Here is a 22,228-nt window from a genome sequence, read left to right as displayed (position 1 = left end):
TAACTGCAATTTAGGAGAGTGTTATGCCAATTCGGTGACTTTTTCTATCTTTTAACACCAATTCCAGTTTTTAGTTGAGTTTGAGATTGGTGTCGAGAGTAGGTCGCTGGTTTGTGCAAAGGTCTCGAATATCTTTCATTCAAAATTAATACTGATCTGCACGTGTGACACGTTTTAAAGATGGGTCCAGCCGCTCACGTTCTAAACGTTCAACAACCGTCTTTGCAGCACGTATTGGACGACCATGTTGAAATAAAATCATTTCACCCGGCTCAAATGCTGTCCAAACTTCATTTTGCGTTAAGGGTTCAGTGGTAATCACGGCAACACGGTCTTCAGGCGTAGTGACTTCACTAAAATCGACTTCAACATCAATATCAATCAACTGTGCAGGCTGAAATGGAAACTCTCGAACCAGCCAATGCAGCTTGGTAATCGCATAACTAAAGAGCGCCTGCCCATTCGACAAACAAAAATTAAAGGTGCCATGTTCCGCAATTTTCGGAGAGATTTCTAATAACAGGTCAAACACCTGATCAAGTGTAGGTTCGGTATAACCAAAACGTTTCACCATTTGCTCGAGCAAATAGCAAAAGGCCAATTCACTGTCGGTATTGCCAACAGGGCTGAAGCGCCCCGTGAGCTCAGGCTGAAAGCCATGTAGGTCGCCATTATGTGCAAAAATCCACTGTCTGCCCCACAATTCACGACTAAATGGATGTGAGTTTTCAAGATTAATTTTGCCTTGTGTCGCTTTACGAATATGTGCAATCACATTGCGAGATTTAATCGGGTAGTTTCGGATCAGCTCGGCAATCGGAGACTCTACAGCAGATTGATTGTCGACAAATAAACGACATGCTTTATCTTCAAAAAAAGCGATACCAAAGCCATCACAATGATCTGAGGTAATTCCTGCTCGCTGCGAAAATCCCCGAAACGAAAAAGTAATATCGGTGGGAGTCGCACAATTCATTCCGAGCAGCTGGCACATATTGATCATTTCAGCAGTAAATCTATGATTTCTCTATTGTGCATGACAGTTTTAGTTGTTGTAAATCTAAAATCGGCGCCATTATAAGAGTTTTTATAATCCAACAGGGCAAATACATTATTTGATCTTTTCAAATCTCACTTAGCCAACTGATAAATAATAAAAAAGCCTCAAAAGAGGCTTTTTATATCAAAAAATGCTAAGTATCTTAAGCTTTTTTCACATTGGTTCGATTGGTGATTAATGTACCCACACCATGATCCGTAAAGATTTCAAGTAATGTTGCATGAGGTACACGACCATCAACAATATGCGCGCTGATTACGCCACCTTTGACTGCATCTAATGCACAGCCAACTTTCGGAATCATGCCGCCATAAATCACGCCAGTTTCAATCAAACGATCAACTTCTTGGGTGGTTAACCCAGTCAGCAGATTTTTATTTTCATCTAAAACACCCGTGATATTGGTCAATAGAATTAGCTTTTCCGCACCCAATGCTTCAGCCACTTTACCTGCAACCAAGTCAGCATTGATGTTATAGGTATTGCCGTCTTCGTCTACACCTAATGGTGCAATCACAGGAATAAAATCGCTTTGGGTAAACATTTCAAGTACGTCAGTTTTCACACCAACCACTTCGCCAACGAGACCTAAATCAATCTGTTTGACTGAACCATCTTCGGTAGTTTTTTCCATCAATAATTTTTGCGCACGGATCAAATTACCATCTTTACCGGTTAAACCAATCGCACGGCCACCGTGTTTATTGATTAAGTTCACAATCGATTTGTTCACACTGCCGCCCAAAACCATCTCAACAACTTCCATCGTTGCAGGGTCTGTCACGCGCATACCGTCAATACGATCTGATTCACGTCCTAATTGTTTAAGGAATGAATCCACTTGTGGACCACCGCCATGTACCACAATCGGGTTTAGACCAACCGTTTTCAGCAATACGATATCACGTGCAAATGAGCTCTCAAGCTCAGGATCGGTCATGGCATTACCACCATACTTCACTACCAGCGTCTTACCCGCAAAACGTTGAATATACGGCAAAGCTTCCGTCAGGATTTGTGCTTTGTCGATGCCAGTATGTTGATGTGGCATTTGCCTCTCCTTATTGAGCATCTGGAATGTCATGAGCAATGTCTGGATAGTGCTCAACTAACATGGAAACAAACAGATCTCGTATTTCTTTTAAGCGTGCTGATGAGTTGGCATCAAAGCGTAAAGTGAAATACTCACCTGTATTCGATGCTCGAATGATGCCAAATCCATCATCAAAATCAAGGCGTATTCCATCAATTTTACTGATTTGTGCCGGAATTCGCGTAGAATTGGCTTCAACCTGCTTTAAAACTTCCGCTGGATCATGCTGATGCGTACTGACATATAAATCTTCGGTACTAAAGCGCTCCGGATATTTCGCCAAAGCTTCTGACAATGTCAGTCCCTGAGCTTGAATATATTCTAATACCCTTAAGGCAGCATATAGACCGTCGTCATAGCCACCACCACGACCGTCATTAAAAACATAATGCCCTGCGTATTCACCACCAAAAACCGCTTTGCCTTTAGATTGGGAAATATATTTTCGCAAGAAACTACTACCTGTTCGAATCATGACAGGCTGTGCTTCTAGATCACACACAGTATCGCGAATCATCGTTGAACATTTCACATCAAATACCACTTCTGCATGTGGTTTTTGAGTCAAACAAATTTCAGCAAATAAACATAATAATCGATCTGCAGAAACGACTTTGCAAGTTTCATCAATCAGCACTAAACGATCACCATCACCATCTAAAGCAATGCCAATATCGGCTTTTTGTAGCTGTATGGCTTGGCGGAGATGGGTTAAATGTTTGAGCTGTGATGGATCTGGAGCATGATCAGGGAAATGTCCATCAGCTTGGCAACGTAATGCCAAAACTTCACAGCCTAATTTATTTAATAATAAGGCTGCACAATGCCCAGCTGAACCATGCATGCCATCGATCACAACTTTAAGTGGTTGCTGTAAATGAATGTCATCTAAAATAAATTTCTGATAGGCCAAACAATATTCAGGCTTGATTTCGTGTGGCTCAAGTTCAGTCATCAAATGCACACGTTCCGATGAAAAACAATTTCGTGCTTCGACTGCAACGTGTTGAATCATCTCTGGACAAGGTGGCTCACCTTTGATAATCCACTTGATACCATTATCTGATTTTGGATTATGGCTCGCCGTCACCATAATGCCATTGCCTTGAAATTGTCCCGCAATAAAATACAACATCGGGCTTGAGCAGCAGCCAATAATTTCCGCTTCAAGGCCAGCCTCACGGCAGACTTTTTGAATTATTTTTGCATAGGTTGGACTGGTTAAACGCGCATCATAGCCAATGGCAAGTCTCTTTTGCCCTGCATCTAAATATTGTTTGACTAAGCCACAAGCAATTGACTGAACTAAATCAGCATTTAAGAGCGATATTTTCCCGCGAATGTCATATGCACGAAAAATATGTTGCGGAAAGTGACTAAACAGTGAACCCATACTATGTTCTTCTAATTACATCTTTATTAATTAAAAAATCTAAAATTCTATTGAGAATTTAAGCTTTTAATTAAAGGATAAAATCCTGAAAAAAAGTGTAGCTTTTTTTATAACAATTTTAGTTAATAATCAATTAATAATATTTAAATACTGATCAAAAACTTAAAATTAATCCCAAAACTTCTATTTTCCACAAATTATTTTTATATATAAATCATTAATTTACAATTTAAAAAATATCAAACCACCCGTTCATCTATATTTATTTTACTTTTCAAATATTTTTAAATCCCTATTCCACTCTGTACAAATATAGTAAATTGATTAAATTTAAATCAACAAAGAAGGTGCAATTTATTCTTCTCTATTAAAATATAATCCGAGTAATTTCATCAGAATTAAATTTTCTCGAGATAAGCCTATAAACGATATTGATAAAAGCCTAAACACTCTAAATATAGATTTGATTTTGAATAAATTAAAAATTTAAATAAAATGATATAAATAAAAACCATCACGAGGATGGTTTTTTATTCGCTACGTGATTTTAGGCATTTACTTGTCAACACACTGGAGCAAAAGTCTTGCGCTGATTAGTTTTTACCTGTATGACCAAAACCGCCTGCTCCTCGTTCAGTGGCTTCAAACTCATCCACAATATCAAACTGAGCTTGTACAACTGGCACTAAAACATATTGTGCTAAACGCTCACCCGGCTCTAGGCTAAATGCCGTTTGGCTACGGTTCCAAACAGATACCATCAATTCACCTTGGTAGTCTGAATCAATCAAACCGACCAAGTTACCCAACACGATTCCGTGTTTATGACCTAAGCCTGAACGTGGCAGAATTAAACCTGCAAAGTTAGTGTCTTCGATATAAATCGATAGGCCTGTTTTTACCAGAACAGTTTGACCCGGTTCAATTACGGTGGTTTCTTCTACACATGCACGGAGATCAAGACCTGCCGAACCTGCTGTGGCATAAGTTGGCATTGGCCATTCCGTACCTAAACGTGTGTCGAGAACTTTAACTTGAACTTTCATGGTTCATTCCTGTTTCAATAAAACGAATTTCAAAAAATAAATAAAATATTCTACGCATTAAGCTTTAACGCTTAATCAGCGCGCGTAAATTTTCTAAATAATGCTGTGCTTGCTGTTTAGGATCGATATCCCCTGCCAGCTTTTTCTTGCGCCCTAACCACTCCAATTCATCTTGTGGCAGTTCGTCCAAGAAACGGCTTGGTGTCATTTGTCGCATTTGACCACCGGCTTTACGCTGCTCTGCAAGAGTCATGGTTAAACCTTGACGTGCACGAGTAATCCCCACATACATCAGTCGACGTTCTTCCTCAACCGTGTCGGCAGCAATGGAGTTTTTATGCGGTAGAATTTCTTCTTCCAGACCAATCAAGTAAACGAATGGAAATTCCAGACCTTTCGACGCGTGAAGTGTTAACAAATTGACTTTGTCGGTGTCTTCTTCTTCTTGTTGCTGTTCTAACATATCGAGCAGCACCATCTTACGAATCACACTTTCAATGTTCTTTTCATCGACATCTTCTGCACGGTTAATCAAACTTTGAATACTGCTATATAGCACTTCAATATTATCCAGCTTGGTTTTTTCCTGCGCAGGTGTAGCTGCAGATTCTTTAACATAGTCGATATAACCTGCTTCAATCATCATGCGACGAATGATCGGAACAGGTTCATCATCTTCTAATAATTCACGAGTAAAGGTCGAAATAAAGTCCGCAAATTCGGCCAATTGGGTTGTGGCTTTTTTCGGAATCGCCATGCTTAAGCGCTGGTCACCTGCTGCACTGAGTAAGGATAAATTACTTTCCTGCGCAAATAAGCCAAGCTTTTCCAAAGTCACAGGGCCAATCGCACGTTTTGGCGTATTGATAATTCGTAAAAATGCGCTGTCATCTTCAGGGTTAATGATCAGACGCAAGTAGCTCATCAAGTCCTTAATTTCAGCACGAGCGAAGAAAGACTGACCACCCGATAATTTATACGGGATCTGCATTTGGCGTAGCTGTGTTTCTAGAGCACGCGCTTGGAAATTACCACGGTATAAAATGGCGTAGTCTTTCCAATTTTTACCGTTCATCAGCTTGTGTGTAATTAAGTCTTTTACGACGCGTTCTGATTCATCATCGTCATTACGACAAGTAATCACGCGGATCACTTCACCATGGCCTTTATCTGACCAAAGCTTTTTATCGAAAATATGTGGGTTATTGCCAATAACTGTATTGGCAGCTTTTAAAATACGACTGGTCGAGCGATAGTTTTGCTCAAGCTTAATCACTTTCAGATTACGGAAATCTTCCTTCAATAAAGCCATATTCTCAGGCTTAGCACCACGCCATGCATAAATCGATTGGTCATCATCACCTACCGCAGTGAATTGTCCCATGACACCCACGAGTAATTTCACCAAAATATATTGCGCCGTGTTGGTATCTTGATATTCGTCGACCAATAAATAGCGGATTCGATTTTGCCAACGATCACGCACTTCTGCATTTTCTTGTAATAAGCGCGTCGGCATGACAATCAAATCATCAAAATCCACAGCATTGTAGGCACGTAAATTACGCTCATACAGTTGATACAGATGCGCAAACTGAACGTCTTCTGCTGTTTCACAGGTGGTGTGCGCTTGCTCAGGTGGAATCAGATCGTTTTTCCAATCTGAAATCATTTTCATGGCTTTGGCAATCAGCTCTTTACTTTCTGCACCGGATAAATTGTCGCGATGCATTAAGTCCATCAAAATGCGTTTGCAGTCATCTGCATCTAAAATTGAAAAGTTATTTTTTAGTGGTGTATTTTTTAATTCCAAACGGAGCATGTTTAGCCCGAAGTTATGGAATGTAGAAACCGACAGCCCTTTTGCCTCTTCACGACTCATCAGCTTCGTCACACGCTCTTTCATTTCACGCGCAGCTTTGTTGGTAAAGGTCATCGCGGTGATACGGTGCGCAGGAATACCACAATGCTTCACCAAATAGGCAATTTTACGGGTAATCACCGATGTTTTGCCTGAACCTGCCCCTGCAAGTACTAACAAGGGTCCTTGAGTGTATTTCATTGCTTCAAGTTGCTTGTCGTTCAACTGACTTGCCAGTGACATAGTCTTTCCTCTTATTAATTCGAGGATGATTATAGTCATCTGAAACGATCTTGCCTAATGCAAAATGTATTTTATCGGTCATTAAAAATGCCATAAAAAAAGCCACGCAAGGGTGGCCTTTCGTTTCGAACTAAAACTTATTTAGTTTCGTAAACTGAGATTTCTACGCGACGGTTTTGTTCACGACCTGCAGCAGTTGAGTTATCCGCTACTGGAGAAGTTGAACCGTAACCACGTGCAGTAATACGAGTTGAAGAAATACCTTGAGACGCTAGGTAGTTTTTCACTGAGTTTGCACGGTTTTGAGAAAGTGGGTTGTTGATCGCATCAGAACCTGTGTTATCTGTGTGACCGTGTACAACGATTGCAAGTTTGTTTGCAGTACCGTCTTCACGCAATACTTTAGCAACGTCATTCAACGCAGATTGGAACTGAGATTGAATAGTTGAAGAGTTAGTTGCGAAAGTTACTGATGGCATAACAAGGTTGATCGAACCATCTGGATTACGACCTACATCAACACCAGTACCAGCCAATTCTTGTTTAAGACGTTGTTCTTTCTTATCAAGAAGAAGACCAGCACCCGCGCCAACTACAGCACCAATTGCTGCTGCTTGACCCATTTTGTCTTTATCAGCATTAGAATAAGCAATACCAGCGCCTAAAAGAGCACCTAGACCAGTACCGATTGCTGCTTTGTCATATTCCATGTTTTGACAACCAGTAAGTGCCATTGCCCCAACTACTGCCGAAATTACTAGTGCACGCATTGCATGCCTCCTTCTTTGTGTTTTGTTGTATGGTTGAAATGATGAAGTAAAACAAATGGCTGAACCATTGATTTTTTGTTAATAATAAAACGTTTAGTTACAATTTGTAATATGAATACGAGATTTATTTGTTAATTCCATCACAATTTCTTCACAGTTCTGCAGATGCCCTTTTTTATTTAATCAACTCGAACTATATTTATTAGAATAAATCATTATTTGGACAATTTCCGCTAGGACTTTTTATATGTCATCTCAAACAAATAAGCAACCGACACTAAAAAAAATTAGCAAAGGACTTACCGTCGGTTCAGTTATGACAGGCAGTACTTTTTTCCATGGTCCTCCTGTACTAGCCCTTGGTCTAACCAAACTCTTTAAAAAATCAAAAAAGGTTGATGAAACCAACATAAAAATTACCAACAGTTGGCTCACGGTCAATAACTGGTTAATTGATCACGTTTTACCCAACACAAAATGGGATATCACCATCGATGAAGGCCTCGACTTAAATTTGCATGGTCGCTATCTCATGACCTGTAACCATCAGAGTTGGGTCGATACAACAGTTAACCAATATTTTGGTTTAACCCGTATGCCACTGACGCGTTTCTTCACCAAATGGGAACTCATTTTCATTCCATTTGTTGGACAAGCTTTTAAAATTTTAGGCTTTCCAATGATGAAACGACACAGCAAAGAACAAATCGCGAAAAATCCTGAACTTAAATATCGAGATATGGAAGAAGCGCGTAAATCTTGTGAACAGTTATTGAGCCAGCCTTTTACCCTGCTGAACTATTTGGAAGGCACTCGCTTTACCGCTGAAAAGCATGCGCAGCAGCAGTCGCCGTATCAAAACCTTCTTAAGCCAAAAGCGGGTGGTTTAGCACTAGCACTCAATATTTTAGGGGATCAAGTTGATGCTCTCGTAGATATGACCATCGTCTATCCAAATGGTGCACCAGGTTATGGCGAATTTTGGCTCGGTGAAGTTCCACGTATCGCCGTGGATTTACGTAAAATTGAAATTCCAACGTGGGTGCATGGTGGCAACTATGAAGATGATGCAGAATTCCGTGAAAAATTTCAGCATTGGGTAGATGAGCTGTGGACGGAGAAAGACCAACTCATTACTCGTATGAAAGCTAAATACTCAGTTACTGAATAATTAAGAAGAAGTTTTATGTCGCAGAACAGCATGCCGCAAAACAAGAAATCTAAATATCATCATGTCAATCCAGACAGTTGGTCATTCAAACTGTTTTTGATTTATGACATATTCATGGTGTTTATTATTGTTTTTAACTTGTTCTGCCTGTGCATGAACTTTTTCCTCATGAGCAATCTTGGCAGTTGGTTCTTTAACAGTATCCACCTGCCCGATGTGCTGAGTTTTTACCGTGAACATTTACATCCATGGGTGATTACTACCGAAGCGTGGTTCATTATCTTTTTGATTGTAGAATTGTTGGTGCGCTGGGCGATTGCCATCATCAACAAGCACCATCAGCGCTGGTTCTTCTTCCCGTTTATACATTGGTACGAAATTTTAGCTATTGTGCCGCATTTACGTTTCCTGCGTTTATTTCGCGCGGGCGTGATTGCCTATCGACTTTATGAAATGGGTTATCAGATTGTGCCATCGGCATGGCAAAAGAAAGCTTTGTTTTATTATCGTGTGGTGATGGAAGAACTGTCAGATCGTGTGGTACTTACCGTGTTAGATGGTGTTAAGCATGAGCTCAATACCAGTACAACCCATAAAGACCTAATTAGTAATCTTGTGCAGCATCACCGTGAGATGTTCACCCAAGTTTTAGCTGAGATTTTGCAAGAAAATTTAAGCAAAGAGTTACGTGCTGAACGTGAATTGATCGCCAAAAATGTCGGACAAATCGTCAGTCAGGCCATCGAAGACACTCCAGAACTCACGCAGCTATTGCGCTTAGTGCCAATCGTTGGCAGCCGCATTGAACAGCAGATTCAAAGTATCGGGCAACGTTTGGGTGAAAATATTACCCAAGGTTTAATTTCCCCATTGGCTTATCCCAATACATCGACGGCTCAAAAACCCAATCTATATTTAGACATTTCACAGCGTGTTAGCCGTATTGAAATCGAAAATAATGCCCAGCTCGATGAGTTGGTTCGCTCTGCAGTTTTTGAAAGTCTAGAAGCCATTCGTAAGCAAGTGAAAGTAAAACAGTGGCAGCAGATTATGCAGGAGCAGGACCAAGCTACAGAATAAACACTTAGTCAAAAATAATTGCGAACTCCGCTAGAGTATTCATGCAAATTGTTCTAGGATTTGCTCTATTTACAACATAACTACTTCGGCACAAAAGTAGTAGTTAGAAGTCTCAAGGATTCAATATGGCTGATATACGGATAAAAGGCAAAATGGTCAATGCGATTCGCATTCACCTCGATACCAATGATCATGATGCGATCCGCCAGCAACTTACTCCAATGTTCCAAAAGGCTTTTCCACCCGGAACATTAGCCGTGATTGAAAGTACGGTTGATCAAGAACTAATTGCATTGATTCAACTGCTTATTAGTATTGAAATCCAACCAATTGGTGTCACTGAAGGTCCGCTATCAGACCAAGCACGTGCTATCCAATTTCCCGTGGTTCCTGCGGATCGCAAACTACAACAAGTTAAACCGACACGCGAACAAGTGGTTGAAGAACCCGCACCTGCAGAAGAAAAAACCGAAGATAAAATTGCTGCAGTCGAAGTACCGACCATTCGTCATGCTACGTCGTATCACAATGAAATCTTACGTACAGGTCAATGTTTAGTCCAAGACCATGGCGATATCATTATTAATGCTGGGATTAATAGTGGTTCAGAAGTAATTGCTTCAGGAAATATACATATTTATGGTAGTGCTCGTGGTAGAGTCATTGCGGGAGCTGGTGGGAACACGGCTGCACGTATTTTCTGCCATTCATTAGAAGCTGAATTAGTTTCAATTGCAGGGACTTACTGTGTCGCTGATGATATTCCACCTCATGTGGTCAAACAGCCCGTACATATTTATTTGAATGACCAGCAAGAGCTAGTATTTGAAGCTTTGCAATTTTAATGTATAAATAATCACCAAACCCCTAATTAAAAAAGGGGATTTAAACCATAACAGGAGTGGATTCGGTGGCGAAAATTGTTGTCGTAACATCAGGTAAAGGTGGCGTAGGTAAAACAACTACAAGCGCATCTTTTGCAACAGGTTTAGCCCTTCGCGGCCACAAAACTGTTGTGATCGACTTTGATGTGGGTTTACGTAACCTTGACTTGATCATGGGCTGTGAACGCCGTGTTGTATATGACTTTGTAAACGTATTGAATAACGAAGCTCGATTACAACAAGCGCTTATTCGCGATAAAGATATTGAAAATCTCTACATTTTGCCAGCATCTCAAACACGTGATAAAGACGCGTTAACAGATGAAGGTGTAGCTCGTGTAATGGACGAACTTTCTCAAGAGTTTGATTACATTATTTGTGACTCACCTGCGGGTATCGAACGTGGTGCAATTTTAGCAATGTATCATGCTGATGAAGCGATCATTGTGACGAACCCAGAAATTTCTTCGGTACGTGACTCTGACCGTATTATTGGTATGCTCGACAGCAAAACCAAAAAAGTAGAACAAAACGAAGGTCGTATCCGTAAGCATCTCTGTATTACACGTTTCAATCCAGAACGTGCGGATAAACAAGAGATGTTGACGATTGATGACATTTCAAAAGATATTTTACGCGTACCGACTTTAGGTGTTATTCCTGAATGTAAAAGCGTTTTACAAGCATCGAACGAAGGTAAACCAGTGATTCTGTTTACAGAAGAAGCGGCTGGCCAAGCGTATGATGACCTTGTTGCACGTTTCCTTGGTGAAGAGCGCCCTTACCGTCATATTACGGTAAAACCTAAGGGTTGGTTAGCACGTCTATTTGGAGCGTAATCATGGCAGGATTCTGGAGCAAACTTTTTAGCAGCGACGAGAAACCGTCAAGCGCACAAACGGCAAAAGACCGTTTAAAAGTCATCGTAGCATCTGAAAATGGTTTAGGTAAACGCCTCAGCCAAGATAAGATTGACATGATGAAAAAAGAAATCATGCAAGTGGTGAACCGCTATGTTCGTGGTGTAGATGAGCAACATATTCAAATGTCTGTTCGTTCTGAAGCGAATATTGAAATGCTTGAAATGAATATCAATTTGCCTGAAGAACGTTAATCTGAATTCTGATTAGCCAAGTAAATTGAATCAAGGCAAAATGTGAGGCTGGATCAGTAAAGCGCTGCTTTACCCAGCCGCAAGACGAGAAGCTTTGCTTCGAGTGGGCTGGATTAGTTTTATTCCTGTGTTAGATCAAAAGCTTTGCTTCGAGTAAACGGGATAAAAAATAACTTTTGATCCAACCATAAAATGAGTCGCTTAACTTAGAGATGGCGAATAAAACCATTTTACTTGCGTACTCATTTTTGCCTTTTTGTATTTTAAACCAGCAAGGAGATTGCGATGGCATTATCTCAGCCAGCAACGTTCAACGAAGAATGGTCAGATGAGCGTGTTTTTGCCTACCTTACTCAGCTTCCTCCTGAAGGAGTGAATGGCGACTTTCACGTGCTTTACCATGCTTTCAAACATATGCGTCCAAATGACTATGAACGTCTTTTGACTCAATTCGTTGCCGATGGCCGTGATGTGAACGCAACTAATCCTGAAGGTCAGCGTATTCATGACGTGATTGCTCAATATCCACGTCAAAGCGCAGGTTTCCTCGAAGTATTGGCAAAATTTGCTTAATTTCGAGTACCGAAAAAAAGCCCGCATGATGTGGGCTTTTTTTATCTTATTTAAAATCAGCGTGATAGTATTTCAGCATGATTAATGCACGATCAACATGAGCAATGGAAACATCAAGCCAAAACCAATGGTTTGTACACTAATAATGGCCGCCATCATTTGTGAATCGCCTTGATAATAGCGTGTCAAAATATAAGACGAAGATGCAGTTGGCAAAGCAAAAAAGACCACTAAAATCATCCGCTCAAAATCAGTCAAACCCATCCAAGTACTCAATAGATAAGCAATACATGGCATTAACATGAGACGCCCTATCGTATTTAAACTTAAACGACGTAGATCGGCGCGCATTTGCTGAAACTGTAATGCTGCCCCAACAGAAAGTAGTCCGAGCGGTAAACTCATGGCTGCCAATATTTTTAATAATTCAGGTAAGCCATGAAACAGACTCAAGCCTGATAAATTAAACAATACCCCTGCCATACAGCCTAAAATTAAGGGATTTTTTGCGATGGACTGACAGGTCTGCCTCAATTGCTTCACACTTAAATTTGAGAAGGCCAATACTGAAATAATATTGACTAAGGGCACTGCAACGGCAATTAACATGGCAAACATCTGCATGCCTGTGGAGCCAAATAAAGCGCCCATAAGGGATAAACCAATATAGGTATTAAAACGGATATGACTTTGGATATACACGCCAAAACGCTGCACGGGGATATGCATAAACTGCTTGATCCCCCACAACACAATGCTGATCAAACAGGTGCCCGCAACCAGTACTGTCAACATTCGTGAAACGGTGTTCATATCCAATTGCACGGCTGATACATTCAAAAAAAGCAGCACAGGAAATAAAACGTAGTAATTAAGTTTTTCTGAATTTGCCCAAAATTCATCCTGAACAAACTGTGTGTATTTAAGCACATAGCCCATCGCGATTAATGCAACGAGGGGAAACAATGCGACGACGATATTCATGCTGTACGCCTTGAAATAAAGTAGCTATTTCATCTTTAACCATTTATGTAGCACAATATAATCCTCATCTAAACTCATAACAAAATGAGTAATTACTCATGGCAATGACATTTTCTCAGCTTGAAATTTTTATTAAAGTCGCAGAACAACAAAGCTTTACTCTCGCTGCTCGACAGCTGGGAATTACTCAGTCAGCTGTCTCTCATGCCCTAAAGTGTTTAGAGCAGCATTGGAATGTCAGCTTATTTAGCCGTGAACAAGGCGAAATTAGCCTGACTAATATTGGTCAGCAGTTATTACTGCATGCTAAAGAAGTCATCAATACCGCACAAATCATGCAACAAGAAGTGCATGCCGCACATGGTATTCAACAAGGAACGCTGAGAATTGGCTCTTTTGGTTCTTCTAGTTCGATTCATCTGCTTCCAGAGCTATTAAAGGCATATAGAGAGCGCTATCCACACATTGAGATCTATGTCGACGAAGGCACCGATGCAGAAGTGTCTCGTTGGATTTCTGAACGTCAAATTGATGTGGGTTTTGCCGTACTCCCTAAGCCGCAACTGTTCACCTTCCCCTTAATCCAAGATATTTTCATTGCCTTGATTCCAGATAGTTATTCAGTTTCCAAACACAGTCATTTAAATATCCAAGACCTACAAAACTACCCCTTTATTATGACCCGTGCAGGCAGTCAGTCTCATGTGGAAAAGTTACTGCAACAACATCAAATTCAACCCAAAATCACCTATCAAATGTCGCAACTTTTAACCATTTTAAATATGGTGAATTTACAAGAAGGTATCGCTATCGTTGCAGATATGGCTATGCCCAAAGAATTATTAGCTTTACATCCGCATATGGTGAAACGTCCACTTTCACCTAATACGCAACGACAGATTGGACTCGCAGTTAAAAATCAACAATTAATAAGTCCAGCATGCAAAGCCTTCATTGAATTAGCTCAGCAAAAATTTTATCAATCAAATTAATTCAGTACTAAAAAACCTGCCGAAGCAGGTTTTAGAGAAAGATCTAATCCAATTGATTAAACCAAAATGTCACGCTTACCATTTGGTCCCATACTGCTTACGATACCATTTTCTTCCATTTGGTCGATGATACGTGCAGCACGGTTATAACCGAGGCTAAATTTACGTTGCAGCGAAGAAGTAGAAGCTTTACGAGTTTCCAGTACAAAGCTTACGCATTGGTCATACAGCGCATCACGGTCTGATCCACCATCACCATCTTCAAAGCCGCGAGAAGTTGGTTCTTCGTCGTATGGCGTCAAAATCTCATCCACATAGTTTGGCTCGCCACGTTCACGCCATGCATCACAAATACGGTTCACTTCATCGTCTGAAATAAACGCGCCATGTACTCGTTCAGGCTCAATTTTACCCGGTCCGAGGAACAACATATCACCATGACCCAGTAAGTCTTCCGCACCACCAGCATCTAAGATAGTACGTGAATCCAGTTTACTGTTCACACGTAACGCAGCACGCGTTGGAATATTGGCTTTGATCAAACCTGTCACTACATCTACGGTTGGACGCTGCGTCGCCAACAGCAAATGAATCCCTGCCGCACGTGATTTTTGTGCAAGACGGGTAATCATTTCTTCAGCTTTTTTACCCACTTGCATGATCATGTCGGCAAATTCGTCGGCAACAATTACGATCAACGGCATAGGCTGTAAACGTGGCGCACGACTTTGCGTTGCTGAGTCATCTGGCTTCCAAGTTGGATCGATGAGATCTTCACCATTGGCCATTGCTTCTTCAATTTTGCGGTTAAAGTCAGTCAGCTTACGCACTTTCATCAAAGACATCAGCTTATAACGACGCTCCATTTCATTGACACACCAGTTCAATGCACTCACCGCATCTTTCATGTCAGTTACAACAGGCGTTAATAAATGTGGAATATCGTTATAGTTGGCAAGTTCCAACTGTTTTGGGTCAATCATAATAAGTCGCAATTGCTCAGGCGTATATTTCAACAACATCGATAGCAACATGGCATTTACTGCGACTGACTTACCAGAACCCGTAGTACCTGCCACCAACATATGCGGTGCTTTCGCCAAATCTGCCAAGACAGGATTGCCGGAAATGTCTTTACCCATCGCCATACTAAGTAAGGCATTTGGATCACGGTATGCCGGCGTTTCTAACAGCTCAATAAGTCGAACCATTTCACGTGAACTATTTGGAACTTCAATCCCGATATAGGGTTTACCCGGAATGACTTCCACCACACGTACAGAGGCCATAGACATTGAGCGTGCCAAGTCACGTGAAATATTGGTGACTTTCGACGCTTTGACACCGGGTGCCAAATCTAGTTCAAAACGTGTCACGACAGGGCCCGGCTGTGCTTCTACAACTTTAGCTTTGACATTAAACTCTTGCAGCTTAATTTCTAAAAGTTCAGACAAGCGAGACAATTGCTCTGCAGTGAAATTAACTTTCTTATTCGGATCTACAGGATCTAATATTTCCAATCCCGGCAAAGTCGGTAAATCCAAACGTTTTTGTGCCACTTGCATCGCACGAGACATTGGACGACCAGAGGCATCGGTTAAAGGCGCATCAAAGTCAAAATCATCTTCGAGATCTAAATCGATGTCTTCAGGTTTACCCGCCGTTTCTTGCCACACTTCACGGAATGCATCTTTATTCGAGCTGATTAAGGCTTTTTCATCATCAGATACAAAAGTCTGCGGCTGTGTATTGATTTCAGCACGAACCAAAGGCGTAGATTGCGCATAACTACTGGTTGTACGAACTGGCTGTACCTGTTCTATCACTCGCTCTGCTTCTTCAACCAGCAAATCATCGAGATCATTAAATTCGGTTTCAACACTGATATTTTTCGGTGTGCTCAGCGGTGCAATCTGTGCAGCAGCTACGCCTAAACCTGCAACGGTTGCAGCAGTACCTGTAGCAAATTCATTTGAATGCGTTACAGGACTTTCACTTTGTGCTGTATTAAATGGGCTATGCACATCAGTCGCTGTTTTACCATTTGGAACAGCGGCTAACAGCTCATCGAAGATTTCATCATCATCCCAATCCACTGATTTTTTAGCAGGTTGCACCGCTTCTGTCGGAGAAGTCGAATGCACATCCGCTGCTTTGTTGAAATATTCAGTTTGATTGGCAGGCTGCTCTTCTTCTGCAGCTTTCAGTAAAGCATCAATATCTTGTTTGTGCCGTTGGTCATCATTTGAATGCAAGGCACGCCAAACCTCTCCCGTCGCAACAACACGTTGTTGATCTTGCTCAAGCTGACGCACTTTCGCCAAAGTATGTTCAAAATCTTCATCGGATGGTGTAGCAGTCTCCGGCGAATTTACCGTAGATAAATGCTGTGCATTGCCTTCTTTGTCTGCACATTCTTTATCAGCAATATCATCAAATAAACGCTCAGCAACACGATCACGTTCTACAGGGTCAACCTCTACAGCATGATGCTCATGGGCGGGTGTGACTGGTGCAATCACTTTTGATACATTAGTAGTCACACTGCCTTTTTTAGTAGATGGTACGGTACGGTCAAAAGCAGTATCTCCTTCTGGGACATTGCGATAGAACAAATCTTGGAGATAAGCCGGTGTGGACTTCATGGTTGCCCATGTCTTATTCCACTTGATACCAAAGGCCAAAGTGAACAACATGATCCAAAATGCAATGAGAAATACTGCTGCACCATAGACCGTTAAAATTTGTTCAAGACTTTGACCCAGTTCATAACCAATAATCCCGCCCGATGCATTTTCTAAAGTATCTTCGGGAACATTCCAAAACAGGAAAAGTAAACTTGAAGTTGCCAGTAAAATAAAGAACTGAGCGGCATAGCGAAATGGACGGTTTAGAAAACTACGCGGCCACCATACTTGAATTGCTTCGAGAAATAAATAGACAGGTATCAGCAGACTTGCCCAACCTAAAAATCCATAGAGTAAATCAGCGATCCATGCGCCTGCGACGCCGCTGGCATTTGAAACTTGCTGAGTATCACTGGATAAATGCATCCATCCCGGATCAAATGGCGTATATGTGACTGTTGCAAGGAACAGATATATCCCAAATGAAACAAGGAATAATGTCATTATTAAGCGCTGTGCATATGCACCCGACACCGCTGTCATATACGTTCCTGTAACCAATTCTTCATGAATGTTTTTGTCATTACCCACAACAAAAATGGGCTGAATCTAAACCTGTTATTATGCACCTGTTCAATAAAAAAGATGCAAGATAATTTAAGTATAGTTGTTAACTTTATTCTATATAGCTCAAAACGATTTCGATGATCAATAATATCGACTTTAATCTCACACAATCGTTTCAAACTTTGACGTATAATTCCACAAATTATCATATAAAAAAAGGATTCTACGGATGAGCGCTCGTCACTCACGTCTAATTATTTTAGGTTCTGGTCCTGCAGGTTATAGCGCTGCGGTATACGCTGCCCGTGCGAACCTGAAACCGACACTCATCGCAGGTATTCAATTAGGCGGTCAATTGACTACAACGACAGAAGTAGACAACTGGCCAGGTGGTGCAGAAGGTTTAACAGGCCCTGCCCTAATGGAACAAATGCAAGCTCATGCTGAACGTTTTGGTACAGAAATTGTGTATGACCATATCAACGAAGTGGACCTCAATGTTCGTCCGTTCGTGCTTAAAGGCGATATGGAAGAGTTTACTTGTGATGCATTGATTATTTGTACAGGTGCAACTGCACAATATTTAGGTCTTGAATCAGAAGCTGCTTTCATGGGTCAAGGCGTGAGTGCATGTGCAACATGTGACGGGTTCTTCTACAAAAACCAAAAAGTTATGGTTGTCGGCGGCGGTAATACTGCTGTGGAAGAAGCGCTTTATCTTTCAAACATTGCTTCTCATGTCACTCTTGTACACCGTCGCGACACTTTACGATCAGAGAAAATTCTGCAAGATCATCTTTTTGCAAAAGAAAAAGAAGGTAAAATCAGTATTATCTGGAATCACCAAGTAGATGAAGTCATTGGCGATAACACCGGTGTGACTTCTGTACGTATTAAATCTACGCAAGATGATTCAACTCAAAACGTTGATGTCACTGGTATGTTCGTGGCGATTGGTCACAAACCAAATAGCGGTATTTTTGAAGGTCAATTGAACTTACGTGATGGCTACATCCAAGTTCAAAGTGGCACCGCAGGCAACGCAACACAAACGTCTATTCCAGGCGTATTTGCTGCGGGTGATATTGCCGATAGTATCTACCGTCAAGCGATTACTTCTGCAGGTTCAGGCTGTATGGCTGCACTCGATGCTGAAAAATACCTTGATGCACTCGGCGAATAATCTTTTGCTTAAGTCATTTGCTTAGCTAAATAGTTTTAAAAATTAGCCGACCTGATGGTCGGCTTTTTTATGTATGATAAATATCCGTGTACCTCAATAAGAAGCTTGGCATGCCGATACTCCCTCCTTCTGAATTTACTTTCCCCGATCCTGTTGAATGCGATCCCGAAGGTGAAGGCTTAATTTGCATCGGTGCTGACCTCTCCCCTTCCACACTGTTTGAAGCCTATAGTCACGGTCTTTTCCCATGGTTCAGTGAAGGTGATCCGATTTGTTGGTGGTGTCCTGAACCCCGCTGCATTATTCGACCGCAGGACTATCATCCAAGCAAATCGTTATTACGCAGCATGAAAAAAATGGACTATAAGATCACCATTAATCATGCGTTTGAAACTGTAATTCGCTCATGTTCTTTGCCGCGTAGTTACGCCAATGAAACATGGATTTCAGAAGATATTATTCAGGGATATTCTGCGCTGTTTGACGCAGGCTATGCTTATAGCATTGAAGTTTGGGAAAATGAGACTGTTGTCGGTGGCCTCTATGGTGTCAATATTGGCCATGGCTGCTTTGGCGAGTCTATGTTTAGTACACGAACAGATGTCTCTAAAATGGCGTTTTACACCTTAATGCTCATCGGGCAAGAGAATCAGTTGCCATGGATTGATTGCCAATTGGTCAACGATCACCTCTTAAGCTTAGGTGCGAGTACACTTTCTCGCCAACAATACCTTAATTCGTTACAAGATGTTGTTAAACAACCCTCTATCGATTGGAAAAAGTATCAGGACAGTGTATTTTCAAGTAAAACAATAGCGCAATGGGCGAGTCTCAGCGCATGACAATAAAAGAGGGATATTACGATGAATTCCTATCAACCAAAGTCCCTGTTGAACGAATTACAGTACTACATCACGCCTCCGCATGATTGTAGCTACTTAGAAAATAAATCTGCTCGGATGGTCTTTTTGGACCCGGTCCATCGTATTGATGTGGTCACGTTATCCGAACTTTCCCGCATGGGTTTTCGTCGTAGTGGTGATTTTGTCTATCGCCCTGAATGTCATCTTTGTCGCCAATGTTTGTCCTCTCGCGTTCCTGTTCATGAATTTCAAATGAACAGCGTGCAAAAAAAAGCGTGGAAACGGAATCAAGATTTAACGGTGAAAATTAGCCGCCCTCAAGATGCCGATGCAAAGCATTATGCGCTGTACGAACGCTACATTAATGAACGGCATGCTGATGGTGATATGTACCCACCCAGCCAAGATCAATTTGAAAAATTTTTAATCAATAGCTGCACTGACAGTTTCTTTTTAGAGCTGTGGTTGGATGAGCAACTGATCAGTGTATCTACCTGTGATCCACTTGATGATGGTATTTCAGCGGTATATACCTTTTTTGATCCTGATGAAAGCCGTCGCTCACTAGGTACTTTTGCCATTCTGAAACAAATTGAGCATGCACAAAAGCTTGGACTGCAATATGTCTACTTGGGCTATTGGGTGCCCGATTCGCAAAAAATGAATTATAAATCTCAGTACATTCCACTGGAACTTCTGCTTGATGGACAATGGCGTCGACTCAACCGACCACTGACCCAAGAAGAAATTAGCCAACTGGGGGATTCCCTGATGACCACCTTACCTTCCGGCTGGAACAATCCTATTATTAAATAAACGGGATCAAACAAAAGATATTCAATAAAATAGCATCCGTTTATTCACGAATGCTTTCTTTAAATTTGATTACGCTTCACCGCTTTTATTTAAATAAAGCTGCAAAATCATCACCACAAGTCTTCACCATAATAATGGCGTGCTCACGAGTTCCATCGGCATTTGGATAATAATTCTTTCGCAAATCGATTTGATGAAAATCCGCTTTTTCATATAAACGGATCGCTGGTTGATTACCTTCTCGCACTTCTAAGAAGATTTGAATGGGGTTATTTTTGAGTAAGGCAATAGATTCATCGAGTAATTGAAAACCTAATCCTTTGCCTTGCTGGCTCGGATCGATCGCCATTAACAATAAATTTGCTTCATCTAAAACGGGTTGTAAAATGCAAAAACCTACAACTTTTCCTTGTCGCTCAATCACCGTACTTTGATAGGCAGCAATCGATTCTTGAAATTGTTTTATGGTCCAAGGATGGCTTTGTACGCGGCGCTCGATATCGTAAACCTGCTGGACATCAGCGTCTTGCATCAAACGAATCATCTTCGTTTATCTTTCTATAGCTAGGGTATGCGCATTATAAAAAGTTTGTCTATAAAGTTGAATAAAAAAAAGAGCGATTTACATCGCCCTTCTGAAAAAGTCACCACAGCGCTGTGATTAGAGACCCAAATATGCTTTCCACGTTTTTAACAAACCAGAAGTATCTAAATCATTCGGGTGAAAACCTGGTTTAAAATACATCAGCATTTCTTTACCCATACCAGTGATGATGCCTTTTGAAGGGCTATAACCATAGGTATAAATATCTTTTAATGCTTCAAAATTAAGCTTGTTATCTTCTTTTAATAAACGAGCGACAAAATAACTTTGTACGAAGAATAATGTCACCATTGCGCCAATCAATGAACCTGTACGGAGTGCGTAGGCCTTTATTCCCTGACCAAAGACACCTTCAAATACATCATAAGCTACGGCTTTATGCTCATTTTCTTCAATCGCATGCCATAACCACATATTTTTCATGGTTTCATCAGTCATTAAGGCTTGAATATGTGGGTTTACCAATAACTGTGAAGCAATCGTTGCAGTGAAATGCTCAAGTGCCGTAGTTGCAGTAAGATCCACCATTTCTTGAGTAATACCAACAGGTTTACCAATACGTGCAAAGACTTTGCGCACACCTTGGATAACACGACCCGTTGCCTTATCAAGTGTTTCGACATCATGACCGTATTTTTGTGCAGAAGCATTAAAACCCTCATGCTCTTGCGTATGCATTGCTTCTTGACCAATGAAAGCACTAATTTCTTTTTGTAGGGCTTCATTATTTGCGATCGCGGGGTGTTTACGTACTGCACGCACACTATCAATAAAGAACATTTCACCCGCGGGAAATAAAGCAGACAATGCGGTCATAAAATGTGTCAAACCTGCTGAGCCATTCATCCAGTACTCTGGTACCGCATCAAAATCAAAATTCATGCGACGTACAGGGAAACTTGCACCTGCTCGATTAGTAATCTTTACTTTAGCGTTCATGCCTAACTCCTTTTTGAGTTATGAAATACTCAAACTTTTATTGGTTTTCTTGAGTTCATATTACGGTTTTATTGACACGTAATTATTTCAGTTAAGGACAGTGAATTATCACTAAAGGACAGCTTTAAAAAATATTGTCAGACAATTTACCTATCACATTGAATAAGCATAAAAAAAAGCGCCTCAAAGAGGCGCTTTTTTTCACACATTTAGTGATTATGCAGTTACTTTAGAAACTACACCCGCACCAACTGTACGACCACCTTCACGGATCGCAAAGCGTAAGCCAGCGTCCATTGCGATTGGGTGGATTAATTCTACTGACATTTCTACGTTGTCACCAGGCATAACCATTTCAACGCCTT

At 41.0% G+C, this 22,228-nt stretch carries 20 protein-coding genes and 1 pseudogene; 10 read left to right on the top strand and 11 right to left on the bottom strand.

Annotated elements, in window-relative coordinates; translation table 11 throughout:
- Positions 1 to 145 precede the first annotated feature (145 nt).
- From FTU34_RS15870 to FTU34_RS15845, 6 genes are all read right to left on the bottom strand, one after another.
- On the bottom strand, positions 146 to 994 hold the full coding sequence (locus FTU34_RS15870) for a class II glutamine amidotransferase (RefSeq protein WP_111885279.1): 849 nt from the start codon (positions 992 to 994) through the stop codon (positions 146 to 148).
- Between the two features lie 208 nt (positions 995 to 1,202).
- Positions 1,203 to 2,111, bottom strand: coding sequence for an acetylglutamate kinase (gene argB, locus FTU34_RS15865; RefSeq protein WP_180036151.1), 909 nt, complete (start codon positions 2,109 to 2,111; stop codon positions 1,203 to 1,205).
- A 10-nt stretch (positions 2,112 to 2,121) separates the two neighbouring features.
- On the bottom strand, positions 2,122 to 3,546 hold the full coding sequence (locus FTU34_RS15860) for a phosphomannomutase/phosphoglucomutase (RefSeq protein WP_180036150.1): 1,425 nt from the start codon (positions 3,544 to 3,546) through the stop codon (positions 2,122 to 2,124).
- A gap of 593 nt (positions 3,547 to 4,139) precedes the next feature.
- On the bottom strand, positions 4,140 to 4,592 hold the full coding sequence (gene dut, locus FTU34_RS15855) for a dUTP diphosphatase (protein ID WP_111885270.1): 453 nt from the start codon (positions 4,590 to 4,592) through the stop codon (positions 4,140 to 4,142).
- A gap of 64 nt (positions 4,593 to 4,656) precedes the next feature.
- Complete coding sequence (locus FTU34_RS15850) at positions 4,657 to 6,696, bottom strand: UvrD-helicase domain-containing protein (protein ID WP_078193107.1); 2,040 nt, start codon at positions 6,694 to 6,696, stop codon at positions 4,657 to 4,659.
- 137 nt (positions 6,697 to 6,833) lie between these two features.
- Positions 6,834 to 7,466, bottom strand: a complete 633-nt coding sequence (locus FTU34_RS15845; protein ID WP_078190036.1) for an OmpA family protein — start codon at positions 7,464 to 7,466, stop codon at positions 6,834 to 6,836.
- 247 nt (positions 7,467 to 7,713) lie between these two features.
- Between FTU34_RS15845 and FTU34_RS15840 the strand changes: the two genes are divergently transcribed.
- From FTU34_RS15840 to FTU34_RS15815, 6 genes are all read left to right on the top strand, one after another.
- Entirely contained in the window at positions 7,714 to 8,637 is a 924-nt protein-coding gene (locus FTU34_RS15840; protein WP_180036149.1) for an acyltransferase, read from the top strand.
- A 15-nt stretch (positions 8,638 to 8,652) separates the two neighbouring features.
- Positions 8,653 to 9,717: a preprotein translocase subunit SecA gene (locus FTU34_RS15835; RefSeq protein WP_373686512.1), complete on the top strand. Its 1,065-nt coding sequence runs from the start codon at positions 8,653 to 8,655 to the stop codon at positions 9,715 to 9,717.
- 125 nt (positions 9,718 to 9,842) lie between these two features.
- Positions 9,843 to 10,562 (top strand): septum site-determining protein MinC, encoded by a 720-nt coding sequence (gene minC, locus FTU34_RS15830; RefSeq protein ID WP_078193110.1) that lies wholly within the window; start codon positions 9,843 to 9,845, stop codon positions 10,560 to 10,562.
- Positions 10,563 to 10,627: 65 nt separating this feature from the next.
- On the top strand, positions 10,628 to 11,440 hold the full coding sequence (gene minD, locus FTU34_RS15825; protein WP_067670152.1) for a septum site-determining protein MinD: 813 nt from the start codon (positions 10,628 to 10,630) through the stop codon (positions 11,438 to 11,440).
- A 2-nt stretch (positions 11,441 to 11,442) separates the two neighbouring features.
- Positions 11,443 to 11,715 (top strand): cell division topological specificity factor MinE, encoded by a 273-nt coding sequence (minE, locus tag FTU34_RS15820; protein WP_078190039.1) that lies wholly within the window; start codon positions 11,443 to 11,445, stop codon positions 11,713 to 11,715.
- Between the two features lie 285 nt (positions 11,716 to 12,000).
- Positions 12,001 to 12,288 (top strand): PA4642 family protein, encoded by a 288-nt coding sequence (locus tag FTU34_RS15815; RefSeq protein ID WP_067766167.1) that lies wholly within the window; start codon positions 12,001 to 12,003, stop codon positions 12,286 to 12,288.
- 81 nt (positions 12,289 to 12,369) lie between these two features.
- Here FTU34_RS15815 and FTU34_RS15810 read toward each other — a convergent pair whose 3' ends face one another.
- A complete protein-coding gene (locus tag FTU34_RS15810; protein WP_180036148.1) occupies positions 12,370 to 13,272 on the bottom strand; it encodes an AEC family transporter in 903 nt (300 codons plus the stop codon).
- Between the two features lie 104 nt (positions 13,273 to 13,376).
- On the opposite strand from FTU34_RS15810, the gene FTU34_RS15805 reads away from it, so the two are divergent.
- Entirely contained in the window at positions 13,377 to 14,264 is an 888-nt protein-coding gene (locus FTU34_RS15805; protein ID WP_180036152.1) for a LysR family transcriptional regulator, read from the top strand.
- A 56-nt stretch (positions 14,265 to 14,320) separates the two neighbouring features.
- Here FTU34_RS15805 and FTU34_RS15800 read toward each other — a convergent pair whose 3' ends face one another.
- The gene (locus FTU34_RS15800; protein WP_180036147.1) at positions 14,321 to 17,434 is read right to left on the bottom strand and encodes a DNA translocase FtsK; all 3,114 of its coding nucleotides are present in this window, start codon (positions 17,432 to 17,434) and stop codon (positions 14,321 to 14,323) included.
- Between the two features lie 253 nt (positions 17,435 to 17,687).
- On the opposite strand from FTU34_RS15800, the gene trxB reads away from it, so the two are divergent.
- From trxB to FTU34_RS15785, 3 genes are all read left to right on the top strand, one after another.
- On the top strand, positions 17,688 to 18,641 hold the full coding sequence (gene trxB, locus FTU34_RS15795) for a thioredoxin-disulfide reductase (RefSeq protein WP_180024006.1): 954 nt from the start codon (positions 17,688 to 17,690) through the stop codon (positions 18,639 to 18,641).
- Between the two features lie 110 nt (positions 18,642 to 18,751).
- Positions 18,752 to 19,483 (top strand): leucyl/phenylalanyl-tRNA--protein transferase, encoded by a 732-nt coding sequence (gene aat / locus FTU34_RS15790; RefSeq protein ID WP_180024005.1) that lies wholly within the window; start codon positions 18,752 to 18,754, stop codon positions 19,481 to 19,483.
- Between the two features lie 21 nt (positions 19,484 to 19,504).
- Entirely contained in the window at positions 19,505 to 20,320 is an 816-nt protein-coding gene (locus FTU34_RS15785; RefSeq protein ID WP_078190044.1) for an arginyltransferase, read from the top strand.
- Between the two features lie 85 nt (positions 20,321 to 20,405).
- On the opposite strand, the gene rimI is transcribed toward FTU34_RS15785, so the two are convergent.
- The 3 genes and pseudogenes from rimI to tuf all read right to left on the bottom strand — a co-directional run.
- Entirely contained in the window at positions 20,406 to 20,864 is a 459-nt protein-coding gene (gene rimI / locus FTU34_RS15780) for a ribosomal protein S18-alanine N-acetyltransferase (protein WP_111885277.1), read from the bottom strand.
- 117 nt (positions 20,865 to 20,981) lie between these two features.
- Complete coding sequence (locus FTU34_RS15775) at positions 20,982 to 21,863, bottom strand: metal-dependent hydrolase (RefSeq protein ID WP_078193116.1); 882 nt, start codon at positions 21,861 to 21,863, stop codon at positions 20,982 to 20,984.
- 216 nt (positions 21,864 to 22,079) lie between these two features.
- Positions 22,080 to 22,228, bottom strand: a pseudogene (tuf, locus tag FTU34_RS15770) (elongation factor Tu); the annotation flags it as partial.

This window comes from Acinetobacter sp. YH12094, assembly GCF_013419295.1.
GTDB classification, from domain to species: Bacteria; Pseudomonadota; Gammaproteobacteria; order Pseudomonadales; family Moraxellaceae; genus Acinetobacter; species Acinetobacter amyesii.
This window is presented reverse-complemented; position numbering and strand designations above follow the sequence as displayed.

Bases quoted from the DNA above. Each gene is read 5' to 3' on its own strand.
- FTU34_RS15810 (WP_180036148.1), bottom strand. From the start codon at position 13,272: ATGAATATCGTCGTCGCATTGTTTCCCCTCGTTGCATTAATCGCGATG.
- dut (WP_111885270.1), bottom strand. From the start codon at position 4,592: ATGAAAGTTCAAGTTAAAGTTCTCGACACACGTTTAGGTACGGAATGG.
- FTU34_RS15835 (WP_373686512.1), top strand. From the start codon at position 8,653: ATGTCGCAGAACAGCATGCCGCAAAACAAGAAATCTAAATATCATCAT.
- FTU34_RS15805 (WP_180036152.1), top strand. From the start codon at position 13,377: ATGACATTTTCTCAGCTTGAAATTTTTATTAAAGTCGCAGAACAACAA.
- FTU34_RS15785 (WP_078190044.1), top strand. From the start codon at position 19,505: ATGAATTCCTATCAACCAAAGTCCCTGTTGAACGAATTACAGTACTAC.
- minC (WP_078193110.1), top strand. From the start codon at position 9,843: ATGGCTGATATACGGATAAAAGGCAAAATGGTCAATGCGATTCGCATT.
- FTU34_RS15850 (WP_078193107.1), bottom strand. From the start codon at position 6,696: ATGTCACTGGCAAGTCAGTTGAACGACAAGCAACTTGAAGCAATGAAA.
- minE (WP_078190039.1), top strand. From the start codon at position 11,443: ATGGCAGGATTCTGGAGCAAACTTTTTAGCAGCGACGAGAAACCGTCA.
- aat (WP_180024005.1), top strand. From the start codon at position 18,752: ATGCCGATACTCCCTCCTTCTGAATTTACTTTCCCCGATCCTGTTGAA.
- argB (WP_180036151.1), bottom strand. From the start codon at position 2,111: ATGCCACATCAACATACTGGCATCGACAAAGCACAAATCCTGACGGAA.
- FTU34_RS15845 (WP_078190036.1), bottom strand. From the start codon at position 7,466: ATGCGTGCACTAGTAATTTCGGCAGTAGTTGGGGCAATGGCACTTACT.
- rimI (WP_111885277.1), bottom strand. From the start codon at position 20,864: ATGATTCGTTTGATGCAAGACGCTGATGTCCAGCAGGTTTACGATATC.
- FTU34_RS15860 (WP_180036150.1), bottom strand. From the start codon at position 3,546: ATGGGTTCACTGTTTAGTCACTTTCCGCAACATATTTTTCGTGCATAT.
- FTU34_RS15815 (WP_067766167.1), top strand. From the start codon at position 12,001: ATGGCATTATCTCAGCCAGCAACGTTCAACGAAGAATGGTCAGATGAG.
- FTU34_RS15840 (WP_180036149.1), top strand. From the start codon at position 7,714: ATGTCATCTCAAACAAATAAGCAACCGACACTAAAAAAAATTAGCAAA.
- trxB (WP_180024006.1), top strand. From the start codon at position 17,688: ATGAGCGCTCGTCACTCACGTCTAATTATTTTAGGTTCTGGTCCTGCA.
- FTU34_RS15775 (WP_078193116.1), bottom strand. From the start codon at position 21,863: ATGAACGCTAAAGTAAAGATTACTAATCGAGCAGGTGCAAGTTTCCCT.
- FTU34_RS15800 (WP_180036147.1), bottom strand. From the start codon at position 17,434: ATGACAGCGGTGTCGGGTGCATATGCACAGCGCTTAATAATGACATTA.
- FTU34_RS15870 (WP_111885279.1), bottom strand. From the start codon at position 994: ATGTGCCAGCTGCTCGGAATGAATTGTGCGACTCCCACCGATATTACT.